Here is a 16,125-nt window from a genome sequence, read left to right as displayed (position 1 = left end):
CTTTCTCAGCGGACAGATACACGTGTGCTGAGCGCTTAGGGCATAATCTGGACAGCCCCTGCAACAACTTCTCCCTTCTGTCCAGGGCTCAGTACCTATGAAAAAAGCCAGTCCTGCCTCGGGGGAAACCCTTGAGCGCCTAAAATTGAGCCTCTACCTAGTGCCTATTTTCGGGGTCGTGCCCGCCCTCTACAGCCTGTGGCAAAAGCAGGGCAGCCGCCAAGAGCTAGCGGTCAGTCGGCTGGTGATTACTCTGGCCTTCACCTGGGTCATCACCTACGGTGTGCTCAGCGCTGGGAGCCATCTCGCACCAGGGCTGTCACTGCGGCTGCTGATCAGCAATACCCTGGTGACTACCGGCTACACCCTGACCAACCTCATCCTCATGGTGCGTCTATTGCAGGGCAAATCGGTTAACCTGCCGGGGTTTAGCCAATGGAGTAAGCGACTGCCCTAGGAGTATGGATATCGACGCGGTCTCCCTGCTCACCAATACTGGATTATGAGAAAGCGCTATGCCTTGCCCTCAGGGCCATCCATGCGCTGACGAAAATTAACCCAATTTGCTGGGTTAATGCGATATTACGTGGGTCGGCTGACTGAATTGCTGTTAACATGCAGCTAAAAATTTCGCAGAGTCATCCCCCTACGGGGCTGTAATCTCTACACCGTTCATTTTTACTGCCCCGAGGTCCCTGGTGTCTCAACGTCATCCCCAACATCTCAAAGCCCGTTCATCCCAGGGGCATCCACAAAAAATGCCAGTTCAACAGCGACGGCGCATGCCTCGCATACTCAGCGTGGGCATTGCCCTGGCATCAGTGGCGGGTATCTCTGGAGTAGCTGGCGCGCTGCTGGCGGTTTCGCTGTCAGCATCCCCACTTATGCAGCAAGAGCTGAGCGCTGAAGAATCGGGAGTCTTTAGCCAAGATGCGGCCATTGCGTCAAGCGGCAACCTGCGGCTGCCCCGCCTGACTCGCCCGGTCAACATTTTGGTATTGGGCGTTAAGGTGCTGACCACAGATGTCAACGAAGTACCGCCCGAGCTGCAAGACGTGGGCTATCACGCCCTGGTCAACTCCTTTGACGGTCTCTCAGACTCGATGCTGCTGCTGCGGTTTAATCCCCAAACCGAGCAGATGGTAGTGCTTTCGCTGCCCCGCGACACCCGCACCTATGTGCGCGGTCGGCTGACCAAGCTCAATGAGGCCAACCGCGATGGCGGCCCAGCCCTAGCCGCAGAGTCGGTCAGCGACCTATTGGGTGGCGTAGCTGTCGATCGCTACGTGCGTATCAACGTGCAGGGGGTTGAAAAACTCATTGACGCCTTAGGCGGGGTCACAGTCAACGTACCCGTCGACATGAAGTACCAAGACGACAGCCAGCACCTCTACATCAATCTCAAGGCGGGCGAACAAAAACTCAATGGCAATCAGTCGCTCCAGTTCCTGCGCTTTCGCTACGATTCCCAAGGCGATATTGGCCGCATTCAGCGTCAGCAGATGTTTATGCGAGCCCTGGCTGAGCAGACGCTCAATCCAGCAACCATTGCCCGGCTGCCCAAAATTTTGTCGGTGGTTCAGGAGAACGTTGACACCAACCTCTCTGTGGAAGAATTGTTGGCCCTGGTGGGCTACGGCGCACAGATCAACCGCTCTAACGTGCAAATGCTGATGCTGCCAGGCAACTTTAGCCGCCCCCAAGACTTTGCGGCGAGTTACTGGCTGCCCAGCTATAACGACATTGACGGCATGGTTGACCAGTACTTTGGGTTTGGCACTCAGCGGGTAGCCACCACTAGCGACCCTAGCCGAGTGCGGGTCGCCATTCAAGACAGCACCAATGACCCAGTGGCGGTGCAAGCCCTGACCCGAGCGCTGCGCGAAAGCGGCTACTCTAATGTATTTGTCGACAAAACTCTCCACGAACCCCTGCCCATCAGTCGCATTGTGGCCCAGCGAGGCGATGGCGCGACCGCCGAAATGGTGCATCGCTTTTTAGGAATTGGCGAAGTGCGGGTCGAGAGCACCGGTGCCCTCGACTCTGATATCACCATTCAGCTGGGCCAAGACTGGAACCAGGGCCTGGGTGAGTCACTCTAGGCGCTCCTAGGCTGGGAAAACGCCACTGGCGGCGTAGACTGGCGGGGTAGCGATCGCATCGGATGAATACCTATGGCGCAGTGGGTTTGGGGCGCAGCCGCGCTAGCCGGTCTTAGCACAGTGGGCATCACCACCGTGGCTCAAGCACAGACAAGCCTTCAGGTGGTCTATCCTCCCGATGGCCACCAGACCACGGCCGAGCAGATCTTTTTCATTGGCACTGGCGCACCTGACCAGCCGGTGTTGCTGAATGGTGAACCGATAGAAGGGCGCAGCGCAGCGGGCCACTTTGCCCCCTCGCGGCCCCTAACTCCTGGCCCCAACACCTTTACCCTCACCCAGGGCGACCAAACCTTATCAATTACGGTTACGCGGGTGGCCAGCGGGCCAGTGCTGCCAGAGACCCTGGGCTTTGCCGAAGACTCGCTGCTGCCGGGGGCAGATATTGCTCGCCAGCCGGGGGACTGGGTGTGTCTGGGGGCCGTGGCTCCTGCCAATGCCACGGTGACGGCAGCCCTGGGAGGGCAGATCTATACCCTGTTGCCCCAGGGCGATCGCGCCGATTTGCCTCCCAACTCAGCCGTCCTCACCGACCAGGCCAGCCCCATTGCCACCGCTGGCCCCAGCCGCTACGAAAGCTGCTTCATGGCTGAAGAACCGGGCGATCTGGGACAGCCCGTCTACCGCCTCGCTCAGGGTGCATCCGTAGCGATGAATGCTGCCCCCGGTTCTGTGAGTATTTTGAATCCTAGCGCGATCGAGGTTGTCGAAGTTACGGCTGCCGCAGGCGTAGCCCGTACCGGCCCCAGCACTGACTACTCACGCCTTACCCCATTGCCCCAAGGCACCCGCGCCAGGGTCACGAGCCGCGAGGGCGATTGGCTACGCCTCGACTACGGCGGCTGGATTCGCACCGCTGAGACTCAGCCAGTGGCCGGGGGAGCGGTGGTGCGATCGCTGATTCGCGGCGTCACCTCCCGCCAGGTGCCGGGCTGGACAGAAATCTATTTCCCCTTACAAGTACCTGTCCCCGTCAGCGTTGAGCAAGGCACAGACACCTTCACCCTCACCCTGCACAACACCGTGCCCCAAACCGACACCATCTACGTCACCGACAACGGGCTGGTTGAACGCCTAGACTGGAACCCCGTCCTGCCTGACCAGGTAGAGTACCAAATTCATTTCAAAACCGATCAGCAGTGGGGCTACAAGCTGCGCTACGAAGGCACCACCCTCGTGCTATCCCTCAAGCAGCCCCCCGCCCTTCAAACCTCTCGCCCCCTAGAGGGCACCACCATTCTGGTCGACCCCGGCCATGGCGGCGACGAACCGGGCTCGCGCGGCCCCAACGGCACCCCCGAAAAAGACGTCAACCTGGAAGTGTCGCTACTCCTACAAGCCGCCCTAGAAGCCCGAGGAGCGCGGGTAATCATGACCCGCACCGATGACAGCACCATCGGCGTCAACGATCGCCCCGCCCAAATCGCCCAAGTCGAACCTACCCTGGCCCTGAGCATTCACTACAATGCCCTACCCGACAGCGGCGACGCCCAAAACACCGCCGGCATCGGTGCCTTCTGGTTCCACACCCAGGCCCACAGCCTGGCCCAGTTCCTCCACGACTACCTGGTAACCGAACTCGATCGCCCCTCCTACGGCGTCTTCTGGAACAACCTCGCCCTCACCCGCCCCCACGTCACCCCCTCCGTGCTGTTAGAGCTGGGCTTCATGATCAACCCCAACGAATTTGAGTGGGCGACGGATCCGCAGGAGCAAGCGAAATTGGCAGAAACCCTGGCCGAGGGAGTGGAGCTGTGGGTGCAACAGACAGGGGCAGGGGAGTGAGTAGGTGAAGAGAGATGAGGAAGGTGAGGAAGATAGGGGAGATTAGGAAGATGGGGAGATGGGAGAGCATGACGGCAAAAAGCAGATAGGGGCTAAGAACCTTAGGATTGAATGTCGCCTACAGGTTCACTAGCAAAACCGAAGTTTAAACCGATGATCAGCCGATCCTTTCCGTGAGGTCAACGACGACGGAACGTCCTTGTCGACGGGGGTCTGGGGCCAGCGAAATGGCCCCAGCGGTAAATCTGGCTTTCGCCCAAAGTTGTGCGCCGCGCCTCACCCATTGCCGAAATTTAGGATCCCATCCTCAATGCGATCGCCCCACCCCCTAAAATAGGAGACTGTCAAGAAACCTTTGTCGAGAGTGCAGGAAACCCCATGACCGTCCGCGTTCGCCTTGCCCCCAGCCCCACGGGAACTCTGCACATTGGTACTGCCCGCACCGCTGTGTTCAACTGGCTATTTGCCCGCCACGAAGGCGGCCAGTTCATTCTCCGCATCGAAGACACCGACGAAGAGCGATCCAAACCAGAATTCACCGACAACATTCTCGCCGGCCTCAAGTGGCTCGGCATGGAGTGGGACGAAGGACCCTTCTTTCAGTCCCAGCGGCTCGACCTCTACCGCCAGGCTATTCAAACTCTGCTCGACAAGGGCCTCGCCTACCGCGCCTACGACACCCCCGACGAGCTAGACGCCATGCGCGAGACGCAAAAGGCTAGGGGCCATGCCCCCCGCTACGACAACCGCCACCGCGATCTCACTCCCGACCAGCAGGCCGCCTTTGAGGCAGAGGGCCGCTCAGCAGTGATTCGCTTTAAAATTGACGATAGCCGCACCATCACCTGGAACGACATGGTGCGCGGCCCTGTAACCTGGCAGGCCAGCGACCTGGGCGGCGACATGGTCGTCGCTCGCGCCTCCTCAGTCACAACCATTGGCCAGCCCCTCTACAACCTGGCCGTCGTGGTTGACGACATTGACATGGCCATCACCCACGTCATTCGTGGCGAAGACCACATTGCCAACACCGCCAAGCAAATTCTGCTCTACGAAGCCCTCGAAGCCGCCGTGCCCGCCTTTGCCCACGCGCCGCTCATTCTCAACCAGACCGGGCAGAAGCTCTCCAAGCGTGACGGCGTTACCTCCATTTCTGATTTCCAAAAAATGGGCTTTGTGGCTCCGGCCCTGGTCAACTACATGACCCTGCTGGGTTGGTCAGCCCCCGACGCCACCGAACAGTTCACCCTGGCCGAAGCCGCCAAACAGTTCAGCTTCGATCGCGTCAACAAAGCCGGGGCCAAGTTCGACTGGGATAAGCTCGACTGGCTCAACAGTCAGTACCTCCACATCATGGAGCCTGCCACCCTGCTAGAGCTAGCGCTACCCTACCTTCAAGAGGCTGGCTATGCCGTTGACGCTGAGGCCGACCAAAGCTGGCTGCTGCCAATGATGGCGATGCTCGGCCCTAGCCTCACTCGGCTAACAGACGTTGTGGAGCAAAGCCGCTTTTTCTTCACCGAAACCGTCGAGTTCGCTGACGACGCCAAGGCCCAGGTGCAGCTCGATGGCGTATCTGCTGTGCTGGAGGGCATTTTGACGGGGCTCACCGAGAAATCTCCAGCCACGATTGACGAACTCAAAGTTTTGGTGGATGAGGTCACCAAGGCCCAGGGCGTGAAGAAAGGGCTGGTGATGAAATCGATGCGGGCCGCTCTCATGGGTGCCCTTCAAGGGCCAGACCTGATGGAATCGTGGCTAATTCTGCGCCAGCGTGGCTTTGATGTACCGCGTCTAAAGGGGGCGCTGGCGCTGAGCTAGCCTTCGCCAGCGGGCCATTACACCCAAGGTAATGGCTCCCAGCAGCAGCATGAGGCCCCCAGCCAGACCATAGGTAGCGGCTAAACCCAGCTGCTGGCTGAGGGGCTGGCTCACCAGCGGCGATACAAACTGACCAAAGAAAAAGCTGGTGGTGAGACCGCCCAAAATCCGTCCTCGCAGGGCCGCTGGGGTCGACGACGTGAGGCAAACGGTCATATTGGGGGTAAAGAGGCCCAGGCCTAGGCCCGCGATCGCCAGCCCCACCAACACTCCTCCATAGCTCGACGCCTGGCTGATCACCAGGTAGCCCACCCCCATCAGCCCAAAGGCCAGCGCGTAGAGCGCGGTAAAGGTGGAACCGCGCCTTGAGTTTTTGGTAGCTGAGCGAGCTGCTAGCAGCGGCTAGGGTGGCCAGGGCAATCGCGAGTCCGCTCTGCGACCCATTGGCACCACTCAGCTGCTGCAAATAGAACGGCAGCTGCACCGGAATCATGTAAAACACGATTTGCGTCAGCAGGGCGATCGCAAAGGTCGTGAACAGCAACACCCACGGGACGGGTTCAGGGTTGGCCGCAGCCAGTGCCTGTGCCTCAGCGCGGCTGACCCGCACCGGCTCGGGCAGCACCAGCAGCACCAGCGGCAGCATCAGCCAGGCTGTCATATAGATCAAGAACGGAAACCGCCAGCTAATATCGGCCAGGTAGCCACCCAAGGTAAGAAACAGAACGCCGCCCAGTGCCATAAACGCGGCCTGCACCCCCAAAAACTGGGCTCGGGCAGCGCCCAGATAATAGTCGGCAACCAGTGTGGTAGCGGTGGTCATAATGCCCGCCACGCTCAGGCCCAGCACCAGCCGCCCGACCAAAATCCACCCAATATCGTTTAGGAAAAAGCCCGAACTTCCGGCCAGACCGTAGGCAAACACCGACAGCGCCAGCCAGCGCTTGCGCCCAAAGCGATCGATAATCGTGCCTGCGATCGGGGCACCCAGAGCGATAAACAGGGCTGGCACCGTCAGTACCAGCCTCACCCAGTAGTCGGCGTTGGGCACCTCGGCAAAGTGCGATCGCATGGCCGGGAGCGAGGGGGCGATCGTAGCCCCCGCCATAACCGTCAGGGTGCTGACCAGCAGGAGGGTAGCTTTCACCCCCAACGTCTCGGGATGACGGGGTTTCATCGCAGGGCTCCTCGGCCGCTAAACATTTCTCAACCGATAACCAGTTAAAGTAACAATAGAGGAGAAGCCTGGCCGACGCTACGCACCTCAAGGTTAGTGGTCCCGGGACAATCAATTTAATTGAGGATTTGCCCGAGTCCCGTGGCTTACGTTACATTAAGTAAAGATTTATCTCATATTTCTTTTCGCGATTCGAGGTTCCGCCCCGCCAACCCCGGTAACACCCGTTCCCAGGCATGATAAACGTAGGGCCAAACTCGGTCACCATCCGTTAACTGGACATCCGTTAACACTGTGCACGTTAGTCAATAGAGGCCATAGGTATGAAATTTTCGTGGCGAGTAGCCTTACTGTGGACCCTGCCCCTGCTGGTAATAGGGTTTTTCTTGTGGCAAGGAGCATTTTCGTCGGCTCCGGCCGATATGGGTCGCAACACGGCCAACACCCGCCTCACCTACGGTCGCTTTCTCGACTATCTCGATGCCGGGCGGGTGACAGCAGTAGATCTCTACGACGGCGGTAGAACAGCCATTGTTGAAGCCGTTGACCCCGACTTAGACAACCGCGTCATGCGCTGGCGGGTCGACCTGCCGGGCAACTCCCCCGACCTGGTGAGCCGTCTGCGCACGGCCAACATCAGCCTCGACTCTCACCCCCCGCGCAACGACGGCGCTCTGGTGGGTGCCCTGGGCAATTTGCTGTTTCCGCTGCTGCTGATTGGCGGTCTGTTCTTTTTGTTCCGCCGCTCCAACGGTGCCATGGGTGGCCCGGGCCAGGCGATGAGCTTTGGTAAGTCTAAGGCCCGCTTCATGATGGAAGCCAAGACCGGCGTCATGTTCGATGACGTGGCCGGTATCGACGAAGCCAAGGAAGAACTGGAGGAGGTCGTTACCTTCTTGAAGAAGCCCGAGCGCTTTACCGCCATTGGGGCGCGCATTCCTAAGGGTGTGCTGCTGGTGGGCCCTCCCGGTACTGGTAAAACTCTGTTGGCTAAGGCGATCGCAGGCGAAGCCGGCGTGCCCTTCTTCAGCATCTCCGGTTCTGAGTTTGTCGAAATGTTCGTCGGCGTGGGGGCCTCCCGCGTGCGCGACCTGTTTAAGAAGGCCAAAGAAAACGCCCCCTGCATCATCTTTATCGATGAGATTGACGCCGTCGGTCGGCAGCGGGGTGCAGGTATCGGCGGCGGTAACGATGAGCGTGAGCAGACCCTCAACCAGTTGCTCACCGAGATGGATGGTTTCGAGGGCAACACCGGCATCATCATCATCGCCGCCACCAACCGGGCAGACGTGCTCGACTCAGCTCTGCTGCGCCCCGGTCGCTTTGACCGTCAGGTGATGGTCGATCCGCCAGACATCAAAGGCCGCATTGAAATCCTCGAAGTTCACGCCCGCAACAAGAAGCTGGCCGAAGACATTTCTCTGGAGCAGATCGCCCGTCGCACCCCCGGCTTTACCGGGGCTGACCTGGCCAACCTGCTCAACGAGGCCGCCATTCTCACCGCTCGCCGCCGCAAAGAGGGCATGACCATGGCCGAGGTAGACGATGCCGTTGACCGCGTCATCGCCGGCATGGAGGGCACCCCCCTAGTCGACAGCAAGAGCAAGCGGCTGATTGCTTACCACGAGATTGGTCATGCGATCGTTGGCACCCTGGTCAAAGACCACGACCCGGTACAAAAAGTCACCCTGATTCCTCGTGGTCAGGCCCAGGGTCTCACCTGGTTTACCCCCAGTGAAGAGCAGATGCTGATTTCTCGGGCTCAGATTCTGGCTCGAATTACAGGGGCACTGGGCGGTCGCGCCGCTGAGGATGTCATCTTTGGCGATGCCGAAGTCACTACAGGGGCCGGCAACGACCTTCAACAGGTGAGCAACATGGCTCGGCAAATGGTCACTCGATTTGGTATGTCCGACCTGGGGCCGCTGTCCCTCGAAAGCTCTCAGGGCGAGGTGTTCCTCGGTCGCGACTGGCTCTCTCGCTCAGAATATTCTGAGGAAGTGTCGTCTCGCATCGACGGCCAGGTGCGCACCATCGTTGACCACTGCTACACCAATGCCAAGCGCATTATGCAAGACCACCGCGCCCTGATCGATCGCCTAGTCGATCTGCTGGTCGAGCGCGAAACCATCGACGGCGAAGAACTGCGTCAGATTGTCTCTGAGTACACGGTGGTGCCCGACAAACAGCAGTTTGTGCCCCAGCTCTAGGGTCTAAGCTGTTGAGATGATTGAGGCTCGTCCCTAGGGACGAGCCTTTTTAGTTGGAGAGGAATTTGTCTATGCCCCGCCCTGTGATCTACGTGGCGATTACTAATCACGGCTTTGGCCATGCCACCCGTGCTGCCTCTATTGCTGCTGCGGTCAAAGCGCTACAGCCCGAGGTGGATTTGGTGCTGGCCACTACCGCTCCCCAATGGCTGCTCGATGAATACCTGCCAATGCCCTATGAGTATCGTCCGGTAGCCTTTGATATTGGCGTGATTCAGCCCGATAGTCTCACCATGGACCTACCGGCTACGCTGGCCAAGCTTCAGGATATCCAGGCTCATCAGCAAGAAACTGTGGCCGATGAGGTCGCCTACCTCAAGCAGCGCGGGGTGAACCTGGTGGTGGCTGATATTCCACCGCTGGCTACGGCGATCGCCCACGCCGCCGACATTCCCTGCTGGATGGTCAGCAACTTTGGCTGGGATTTTATCTACCGAGGCTTTGGCTCCGAGTTTGAGCAGATCGCTAGCTGGATAGGGGGGTGTTTTGGTGAGTGCGATCGCCTCTTCCGCCTGCCCTTCCACGAACCGATGGCCGCCTTCCCCCTGGTAGAAGACACCGGGCTAACCGGAGGCACCCCACGCTACGGGGCTGACGAATTAAGGGCACAGTGGAACCTGTCTCATCCCAAAGAACGCACAGTTTTACTGACCTTCGGCGGGTTAAGCCTCCAGGCCATTCCCTACGATCGCCTCACCCAGTTCCCCGACTGGCAGTTTCTCACCTTTGAACAAGACGCCCCCGCCTTGCCCAATCTGTTTAAGGTGCCTAGGCAGGGCTACCGCCCAGTGGATGTCATGCCCCTGTGCAGCCGGATAGTCTCCAAGCCAGGGTTCAGCACCTTCTCTGAAGCCTGCCGCCTAGATTTGCCCATTATCACTATCACCCGAGAAGACTTTGCAGAAGGCCCCATTCTCGTCAACGGCCTGCAAGACTATAGTTGGCATCGAGTTCTCACCCCCGCCGATTTTTTTGACGGCGACTGGGCCTTTTTAACCCAGCCCTTCGACCCAGCCCGCACTACCAAATCTCTCGCTAAAGACGGCAACCATCAGATCGCCACAGCTATCGTCAATTACCTCAATAGATAAGTCCGACACCCAGGCATCCAACCGACTCCTACTGGGGTCGCCCTTGCCCAGCCGGCAGCGACGACGGGCTCTGGTAGGGCAGCGGAATGTATTGCACCGTTGGTCGGCCCATCATCGGCTGGGGATAGAGATCCATCAGGCTGTAGATCTCTAGGGGTAAGCCCACGGTCACGGGCAGCCCCATGTCGGTTGCCTCTTCCACCGCAATTGGGTAGTCGTGCGTGACCTGGCCGGTGGTGAGGCGATCGATGATTTTGTCAATGTTGGCCGGGTCAACCTTCTGCCGCGGAGTTGAGTCTTCTAGGAGGGCGCGCACAAATCGCTGCACCTGGTTAATTGCTTTGCGGGCTAGATCTGCCGTCACCAGAGTTTGGTCGTCCATTTTCTCAGGTGGTTTCGCCTCTAGCACCGTAAGAATGCTGGCCGCCGCCACATTGCCCAACTGAGGATCCACTGGCCCCAGCACTGCATTTTCATCCATCACAATTTCGTCGGCGGCCATGGCCAGCATCGTGCCACCACTCATGGCGTAGTGGGGAATAAACACCGTTACCTTAGCCCCGTGGCGAAGCAATGCCCGGGCAATTTGCTCGGTGGCCAGCACTAGCCCACCAGGAGTATGCAAAATCAAGTCAATGGGCACGTTGGCGGGGGTAAGGCGAATGGCCCGCAAAATTTGCTCCGAGTCTTCAATATTAATAAACCGCGAGATGGGAATGCCTAGCAGGCTGATCGACTCCTGGCGGTGAATCAACAAAATCACTCGGCTGCCGCGCTGCTGCTCTAAATTGCGAATGGCATTGACCCGACGCGACTCAACAATCCGCCGCTGAATCGCTGGCTGAAGGGAGGAGAGAATTAAAAAAATGAAAAATAGGCTGATGACGTTCATGAGCGGGCGAATAAATACAGCACCGGAGTCAGCGCCCGCCTAGCTTGTCCCAGGGTGACAGGGCCGACAACCCAACAATCAATGACCTCTGGCATCTTAGAAACTAACCGATGCTGGGGATGATCGCCCGGTGCGATTCTAAAAGCTGGTTCCAAGCCCCAGCCCATAGCTATGATGACGAAGGGAACGCTCAAGGATGTGAAACCGTGATTCAACCTTCTGTGGCCGTATTCACCACCGCAATTGTGGCGTTTGCCATCACAGCAGCGCCAGCGGCAGATTTGTCCTTTGCCACCCCCAACGGGCTGTTTCGTCTGGAGCCCGACAGTGGCGATCGCGAAGCCCTACTACCCGAGGGCGATCGCCCCTTCAACGCCCTAGCCTGGTCTCCCAGCGGCGAACAGCTAGCCATCGTTCAAAACTACGGCGAGGTCTATCGGGTTGAGCCGGGTGCAGCCTCCCCCAAACTAGTATTTTCTAGCGACTGTCAACGACCGCCCACGATTGATTTGACCTGGCAGCTCGATAGCGAAACCCTGGTCATTAAGCAGCGCTGCCCCGCTCCTACGGCCGGTGCGCCCGCTGAGCTAGATCTCTTCCTCAGTCGCCCCACTGGAGAGGTGACAGCCTTTAATTCCTTGCCTGACAGTCCAGAGTCAGACGTTTTCTTAGCGCCAGATGGCAGCCAGATCGCCTATGTGACCGGCCAACATATCTTCGTCGTCGGGCTGGATGGTAGCCGCCCTCGCCGCGTCACCCAAACCCCCGGCATCTACGGAGCTGCCGGGAGCCCTTTGGCCTGGTCCCCGGATGGCACCCAGCTAGCCTTTTACGAGGGCAACTATCCCTTTCAGCGGCTCAATGTGGTGAGGGCTGACGGGGGCGATCGCCGCGTGCTGACGCCCGAAGCCAACTTCCAAATCTACCGCAGTGTTGTGCTGTGGTCCCCTGACGGGCGCTACATCGCCCACTATCGGCCCCACAATCCACCCCTCAGCAATCAAGAAATCATTGCTCTAGTCAACGTCAACACCGGGGAAACCCAAGCCCTCACCCGACCTGGTTTCTACGACGCCCTCAGCTGGGCTCCCAACAGTCAGCAACTTGCCTTCGCATCGGGGGCTCAAGCCGGTCGACAAACCTTGTTTCGCATGGATCTAGTTAGCCAAGAATTTACGGCTTTGACAGATCAGCCCCTGCAAAACATCCTCGACAGCCAGTGGTCCCCTGATGGCAATTGGATTGCGTTTACGGCCACCCCGCCAGACGATCCCCTAGGTACCCAGGTGCTGCATCGCGTTCACCCCGATGGCACAGCACTGTCTCCCCTAACCGCCATTGACGAATACGTTTACCCCTTCGCCTGGGTGCCCACCCCGCTTAAAACCAATACCCAAGGCCTAAACGAAACTCCCTAGCTGAGCCTGAATCTCGCTCTGTCGCTGCACCGCCGTCAAAGCCTGCCGAACAACCTCAACCCCGGCTCCAGGTTTAGACGACTCCTCAGTTAGCGTTTGCTTCCACAGGCGGCTGCCAGGCTGCCCCGCAAACAGCATCAGCATGTGGCGAGTAATTTTGTTGAGCTTCAGCCCCTGGCGCACCCAGTGGTCAATGTAGGGCAGCATCGCTTCGGCCACCTGCTGGCGGCTGAGGGGAGCCCTAGGGTCGGCAAAAAAGCCCTGATCAACCTGGCTAAAGAGGTAGGGATTATCGTAGGCAGCCCGGCCAACCATGACTCCATCGACCTGGGCAAGCTGTTCTGTCACCTGCTCAAGCCTGGTCAAACCGCCATTGATCTCAATCCACAGGTAAGGAAAGTCTCGTTTGAGGCGATGCACGTCGCCGTAGCGCAGGGGTGGTACCGTACGGTTGTCTTTGGGGCTAAGCCCCTGAAGCCAGGCCTTACGAGCGTGGACGGTAAAGTGGCGGCAGCCAGTTTGGGCGACGATATCCACGAAAGTGGCCATGTCTTCATAGCGATCGCGATCGTCTATGCCAATCCGGTGTTTGACGCTGACCGGCAACGGGCTAGCAGACATCATAGCTGCAACGCCCTCGGCAACTCGCTCAGGCTGGGCCATCAGGCAGGCCCCAAAGTTGCCGCTACGGACGCGATCGCTGGGGCAACCCACATTCAAGTTGATGGCGTCGTAACCAAAGTCAGTGGCAGCGTGGGCCGAGATTGCCAGCATCCGTGGGTCATCGCCCCCCACTTGCAGCACTAGCGGCGACTCACTGGGGGTAAAACCCAGTAGATGGTCGCGATCGCCGTGCAAAATTGCCTGGGCTGTCACCATCTCGGTATAGAGCAGAGTGTGCCGAGTGATCTGCCGCATGAAATAGCGATAATGGCGATCGGTGCGATCCATCATTGGCGCAATGCTGAGGGGCACCTCAATGGCTGTCGCCATTCCAGCTTGGTTCATCGATCTCGTCTCTACGGTCATAAACCGCGCATTTCTGTCATTGTTGCTTCCGTAGTCTAGCACTCTGACTCTGGCTACCCAGAGTTTGCTTCAGCTAGAACCAAGAAATTTTGGGGGACGGTTCTCCACCGGTTTAGATCAGTTTTCTACACTAGGTGATCGCCTGTTTTTTTGACACCATTTAAGCATCACGTTCAGGTGAATGGCTCAATGAACAACGCGATTGGCTCCTTTTACAACTGGTATAAAGCAACTCTGCGCAATACCAAATATGGCTGGCTCCTAGGTTTAGGAACCATAATTTACTTGGTTTCTCCCATTGATATTGCCCCCGACTTTTTGCCAATTATTGGCTGGATTGACGACGGTTTGTTGGCCACCCTGCTCGTCACTGAGCTGTCTCAAATTGCGCTGGAGCGCCTCAACAAGCGCAAGCAGTCTGGTACTAGCGCAGCCAACGACGCTACCGTTGAACCTATTACCACCATCGATGCGTAGGCCGAGTCAGATCAGCCCCTGCCAGATTCTTTACCCTCAAACCTATCTCCCCGAGATGCCGCTAGCGACATCTCTTTTTTTGGGCTTCGGCAAGGCGGGTTTTGGGGTCTTGCGATAAATTAAAAGCGAATGACGACCTGCCTACCAGCCCTTTAGGTAAAACTCCCATGACCACCGCTACCAACGTCTTGGGGACTCCCCTCGCCCCCTGCTGCACCTCACCTATGACCGGCTTCTATCGTGACGGCTGCTGCAACACCGGCGCCGGCGACATGGGAGTTCACGTGGTGTGCGCCCAGATGACTCCTGAGTTTTTGGCTTTCACCAAAGCCCAGGGCAACGATCTCTCGACGCCGATGCCCGCTTTTCAATTTTCGGGGCTCAATCCGGGCGATCGCTGGTGCCTGTGCGCCCCTCGCTGGCAAGAAGCCCTAGAAGCTGGGGTCGCACCCCCGGTGATCCTAGACGCCACCCACGCGAGTGCCGTTGAGCACGTTTCTTTGGCTGACCTGAAAGATCACGCCCTCTCATGAACTAATCAGGCATCCAGTCCTCAGTGCCGCTCTAGGCTAAACCTAAGGATTGAGTTAGGGACCAAGTGCTTAGGCTAAGAACGTCTCATCCCAAGCGCACCGCTGTACCACTGGCCGCTACCATCAGCATGTTGCCGCCGTTGTTGATCTCCAACGATTCGTAGTCGATATCTACGGCAATAATGGCGTCGGCTCCTAGCTCTTGGGCAGCCTGCATCATTTCTTTGATGGCAGTGTTGCGGGCCTGGCGCAGGGAATGTTCGTAGGCACCCGATCGCCCGCCTACCACATCGCGAATGCCCGCAAAAAAGTCCTTAAAAATATTGGCTCCCAAAATAGCCTCACCATTTACCAGCCCGCAGTATTCAACTACAGGGCGACCGTCAACGTTAGGACCGGTAGTTAGGATCATGGGTTGCCTCGGGTTAGATCACTTCAGAACTGATCACTTGCATACTAATATCTAGCCACGGAGCCCGGGTAACGGGGGCACTGCTGGAAATGAAATCTACCCCTGTCGCCGCGATCGGCCCTAGGGTCTCTAGGGTTACGTTGCCCGAAGCCTCGATTTTAACGGTCGGCTTTTGCTCGCGAATGCGATCGACGGCGGTCTTCATCAGTTCTGGTGGCATGTTGTCAAGCATGATGATGTCTACAGGGCAGGTGAGCGCTTCATCAACCTGCTCCAGATTGCTCGTTTCCACCTCCACCGTCATTGGGTAAGGAATCGCCGCTCGAATCTGGGTCACTGCCGCCCGAATGCCCCCAGCAGCAGCGATATGGTTGTCTTTAATCATCACCGCATCGTCCAGCCCCATACGGTGGTTAATGGCTCCACCAACTCGGCTGGCGTACTTTTCAAACTGGCGTAGACCGGGGCTGGTCTTGCGGGTATCGACAAACTGGGTGGGGCTGTCGGCCAACTGCTCCACGTACTGATGGGTAGCGGTGGCAATGCCGCTTAGGCGCATCACCAGGTTTAAGGCGACCCGTTCTCCGGTGAGCAGCACTGCCAGAGAACCGCTGATTTTGGCAACGGTGGTGTCTTTAGGACAAAGGTCGCCATCGTTCACCAATGGCTCAAAGTTGACATCAACATCCAGCTGCTGAAAGAGGCGGCGGGCAAAGGGAAGTCCGGCAATCACACCTGGGGCACGGGTGACCCAAATGGCCTGCCCAGGCCGCTGGACGAAAGACCCCAGCCCAGCAGTAGTCCAGTCGCCGCGGCCAACATCTTCTTGCAGCCAAGCTTGTAGGTATTGATCTAAGGCGATATCAGGAATCGGAAAGCGAGGATCTATGGACATAGGTAAGGGTTCTGGAAGGGCGTTGAGGGCCAGCGCTATTAGCTTAGACCTCGGCAAAGCTCGCAATTTGTGCCACAGCCAGAAATTATTGTGTTAACTTACGAGTAATGCCGCTGTTACGGCAGCAACTCTACAGATTTTACCGTTAGGATTCCAGGAGGTG

The 16,125-nt window shown here is 58.2% G+C and carries 14 protein-coding genes and 1 pseudogene; 9 read left to right on the top strand and 6 right to left on the bottom strand.

Going from position 1 to position 16,125, the window contains the following annotated elements; translation table 11 throughout:
- The first annotated feature begins 97 nt into the window (after window positions 1-97).
- The 4 genes from H6F57_RS22205 to gltX all read left to right on the top strand — a co-directional run bounded on the left by H6F57_RS22205 (window position 98) and on the right by gltX (window position 5,768).
- Window positions 98-457: a hypothetical protein gene (locus H6F57_RS22205; protein ID WP_190625893.1), complete on the top strand. Its 360-nt coding sequence runs from the start codon at window positions 98-100 to the stop codon at window positions 455-457.
- Between the two features lie 301 nt (window positions 458-758).
- The gene (locus H6F57_RS22200) at window positions 759-2,102 is read left to right on the top strand and encodes an LCP family protein (RefSeq protein ID WP_190626051.1); all 1,344 of its coding nucleotides are present in this window, start codon (window positions 759-761) and stop codon (window positions 2,100-2,102) included.
- A 72-nt stretch (window positions 2,103-2,174) separates the two neighbouring features.
- Window positions 2,175-3,947, top strand: coding sequence for an N-acetylmuramoyl-L-alanine amidase (locus H6F57_RS22195; RefSeq protein ID WP_190625894.1), 1,773 nt, complete (start codon window positions 2,175-2,177; stop codon window positions 3,945-3,947).
- 378 nt (window positions 3,948-4,325) lie between these two features.
- Complete coding sequence (gene gltX, locus H6F57_RS22190) at window positions 4,326-5,768, top strand: glutamate--tRNA ligase (RefSeq protein WP_190625895.1); 1,443 nt, start codon at window positions 4,326-4,328, stop codon at window positions 5,766-5,768.
- On the opposite strand, the gene H6F57_RS28450 is transcribed toward gltX, so the two are convergent.
- Both H6F57_RS28450 and H6F57_RS28445 read right to left on the bottom strand, forming a co-directional pair.
- Window positions 5,742-6,086 carry an MFS transporter gene (locus tag H6F57_RS28450; RefSeq protein WP_347279981.1) on the bottom strand — a complete coding sequence of 115 codons (345 nt, stop codon included), beginning with the start codon at window positions 6,084-6,086 and terminating at the stop codon, window positions 5,742-5,744. The two genes, gltX and H6F57_RS28450, sit on opposite strands and share 27 nt — an antisense overlap.
- A 76-nt stretch (window positions 6,087-6,162) precedes the next feature.
- Window positions 6,163-6,876: pseudogene (locus H6F57_RS28445) on the bottom strand (MFS transporter); the annotation flags it as partial.
- Between the two features lie 392 nt (window positions 6,877-7,268).
- On the opposite strand from H6F57_RS28445, the gene ftsH2 reads away from it, so the two are divergent.
- Window positions 7,269-9,155 (top strand): ATP-dependent zinc metalloprotease FtsH2, encoded by a 1,887-nt coding sequence (gene ftsH2 / locus H6F57_RS22180; RefSeq protein ID WP_190625896.1) that lies wholly within the window; start codon window positions 7,269-7,271, stop codon window positions 9,153-9,155.
- A 71-nt stretch (window positions 9,156-9,226) separates the two neighbouring features.
- Window positions 9,227-10,306 carry a glycosyl transferase gene (locus H6F57_RS22175; RefSeq protein WP_190625897.1) on the top strand — a complete coding sequence of 360 codons (1,080 nt, stop codon included), beginning with the start codon at window positions 9,227-9,229 and terminating at the stop codon, window positions 10,304-10,306.
- Window positions 10,307-10,334: 28 nt separating this feature from the next.
- Here the strand turns inward: H6F57_RS22175 and H6F57_RS22170 are convergent, their stop codons facing one another.
- Entirely contained in the window at window positions 10,335-11,198 is an 864-nt protein-coding gene (locus H6F57_RS22170) for a hypothetical protein (RefSeq protein ID WP_190625898.1), read from the bottom strand.
- Between the two features lie 206 nt (window positions 11,199-11,404).
- Here H6F57_RS22170 and H6F57_RS22165 point away from each other — a divergent pair, with 206 nt between their 5' ends.
- On the top strand, window positions 11,405-12,616 hold the full coding sequence (locus H6F57_RS22165; protein WP_190625899.1) for a PD40 domain-containing protein: 1,212 nt from the start codon (window positions 11,405-11,407) through the stop codon (window positions 12,614-12,616).
- Here H6F57_RS22165 and dusA read toward each other — a convergent pair.
- Window positions 12,599-13,624 (bottom strand): tRNA dihydrouridine(20/20a) synthase DusA, encoded by a 1,026-nt coding sequence (gene dusA / locus H6F57_RS22160; protein WP_190625900.1) that lies wholly within the window; start codon window positions 13,622-13,624, stop codon window positions 12,599-12,601. The genes H6F57_RS22165 and dusA overlap by 18 nt on opposite strands.
- 210 nt (window positions 13,625-13,834) lie before the next feature.
- Between dusA and H6F57_RS22155 the strand changes: the two genes are divergently transcribed.
- Together H6F57_RS22155 and H6F57_RS22150 are read left to right on the top strand one after the other, a co-directional pair.
- Complete coding sequence (locus H6F57_RS22155; RefSeq protein ID WP_190625901.1) at window positions 13,835-14,122, top strand: YkvA family protein; 288 nt, start codon at window positions 13,835-13,837, stop codon at window positions 14,120-14,122.
- Window positions 14,123-14,289: 167 nt separating this feature from the next.
- Window positions 14,290-14,655, top strand: a complete 366-nt coding sequence (locus H6F57_RS22150; RefSeq protein ID WP_190625902.1) for a DUF2237 domain-containing protein — start codon at window positions 14,290-14,292, stop codon at window positions 14,653-14,655.
- 85 nt (window positions 14,656-14,740) lie between these two features.
- Here H6F57_RS22150 and H6F57_RS22145 read toward each other — a convergent pair whose 3' ends face one another.
- Both H6F57_RS22145 and nadC read right to left on the bottom strand, forming a co-directional pair.
- Complete coding sequence (locus H6F57_RS22145) at window positions 14,741-15,067, bottom strand: heavy metal-binding domain-containing protein (protein WP_190625903.1); 327 nt, start codon at window positions 15,065-15,067, stop codon at window positions 14,741-14,743.
- Between the two features lie 13 nt (window positions 15,068-15,080).
- Entirely contained in the window at window positions 15,081-15,962 is an 882-nt protein-coding gene (nadC, locus tag H6F57_RS22140) for a carboxylating nicotinate-nucleotide diphosphorylase (protein ID WP_190625904.1), read from the bottom strand.
- Between the last annotated feature and the right edge of the window lie 163 nt (window positions 15,963-16,125).

Source organism: Leptolyngbya sp. FACHB-60 (assembly GCF_014695775.1).
Classification (GTDB): domain Bacteria; phylum Cyanobacteriota; class Cyanobacteriia; order Phormidesmidales; family Phormidesmidaceae; genus Nodosilinea.
The sequence above is the reverse complement of the archived record's forward strand: the minus strand, read 5'-3'. Positions and strand labels throughout refer to the sequence as shown.

Bases quoted from the DNA above. Each gene is read 5' to 3' on its own strand.
- H6F57_RS22155 (WP_190625901.1), top strand. From the start codon at position 13,835: ATGAACAACGCGATTGGCTCCTTTTACAACTGGTATAAAGCAACTCTG.
- gltX (WP_190625895.1), top strand. From the start codon at position 4,326: ATGACCGTCCGCGTTCGCCTTGCCCCCAGCCCCACGGGAACTCTGCAC.
- ftsH2 (WP_190625896.1), top strand. From the start codon at position 7,269: ATGAAATTTTCGTGGCGAGTAGCCTTACTGTGGACCCTGCCCCTGCTG.
- H6F57_RS22205 (WP_190625893.1), top strand. From the start codon at position 98: ATGAAAAAAGCCAGTCCTGCCTCGGGGGAAACCCTTGAGCGCCTAAAA.
- nadC (WP_190625904.1), bottom strand. From the start codon at position 15,962: ATGTCCATAGATCCTCGCTTTCCGATTCCTGATATCGCCTTAGATCAA.
- H6F57_RS22195 (WP_190625894.1), top strand. From the start codon at position 2,175: ATGGCGCAGTGGGTTTGGGGCGCAGCCGCGCTAGCCGGTCTTAGCACA.
- H6F57_RS28450 (WP_347279981.1), bottom strand. From the start codon at position 6,086: ATGGGGGTGGGCTACCTGGTGATCAGCCAGGCGTCGAGCTATGGAGGA.
- H6F57_RS22175 (WP_190625897.1), top strand. From the start codon at position 9,227: ATGCCCCGCCCTGTGATCTACGTGGCGATTACTAATCACGGCTTTGGC.
- H6F57_RS22145 (WP_190625903.1), bottom strand. From the start codon at position 15,067: ATGATCCTAACTACCGGTCCTAACGTTGACGGTCGCCCTGTAGTTGAA.
- H6F57_RS22200 (WP_190626051.1), top strand. From the start codon at position 759: ATGCCAGTTCAACAGCGACGGCGCATGCCTCGCATACTCAGCGTGGGC.
- H6F57_RS22170 (WP_190625898.1), bottom strand. From the start codon at position 11,198: ATGAACGTCATCAGCCTATTTTTCATTTTTTTAATTCTCTCCTCCCTT.
- H6F57_RS22150 (WP_190625902.1), top strand. From the start codon at position 14,290: ATGACCACCGCTACCAACGTCTTGGGGACTCCCCTCGCCCCCTGCTGC.
- dusA (WP_190625900.1), bottom strand. From the start codon at position 13,624: ATGAACCAAGCTGGAATGGCGACAGCCATTGAGGTGCCCCTCAGCATT.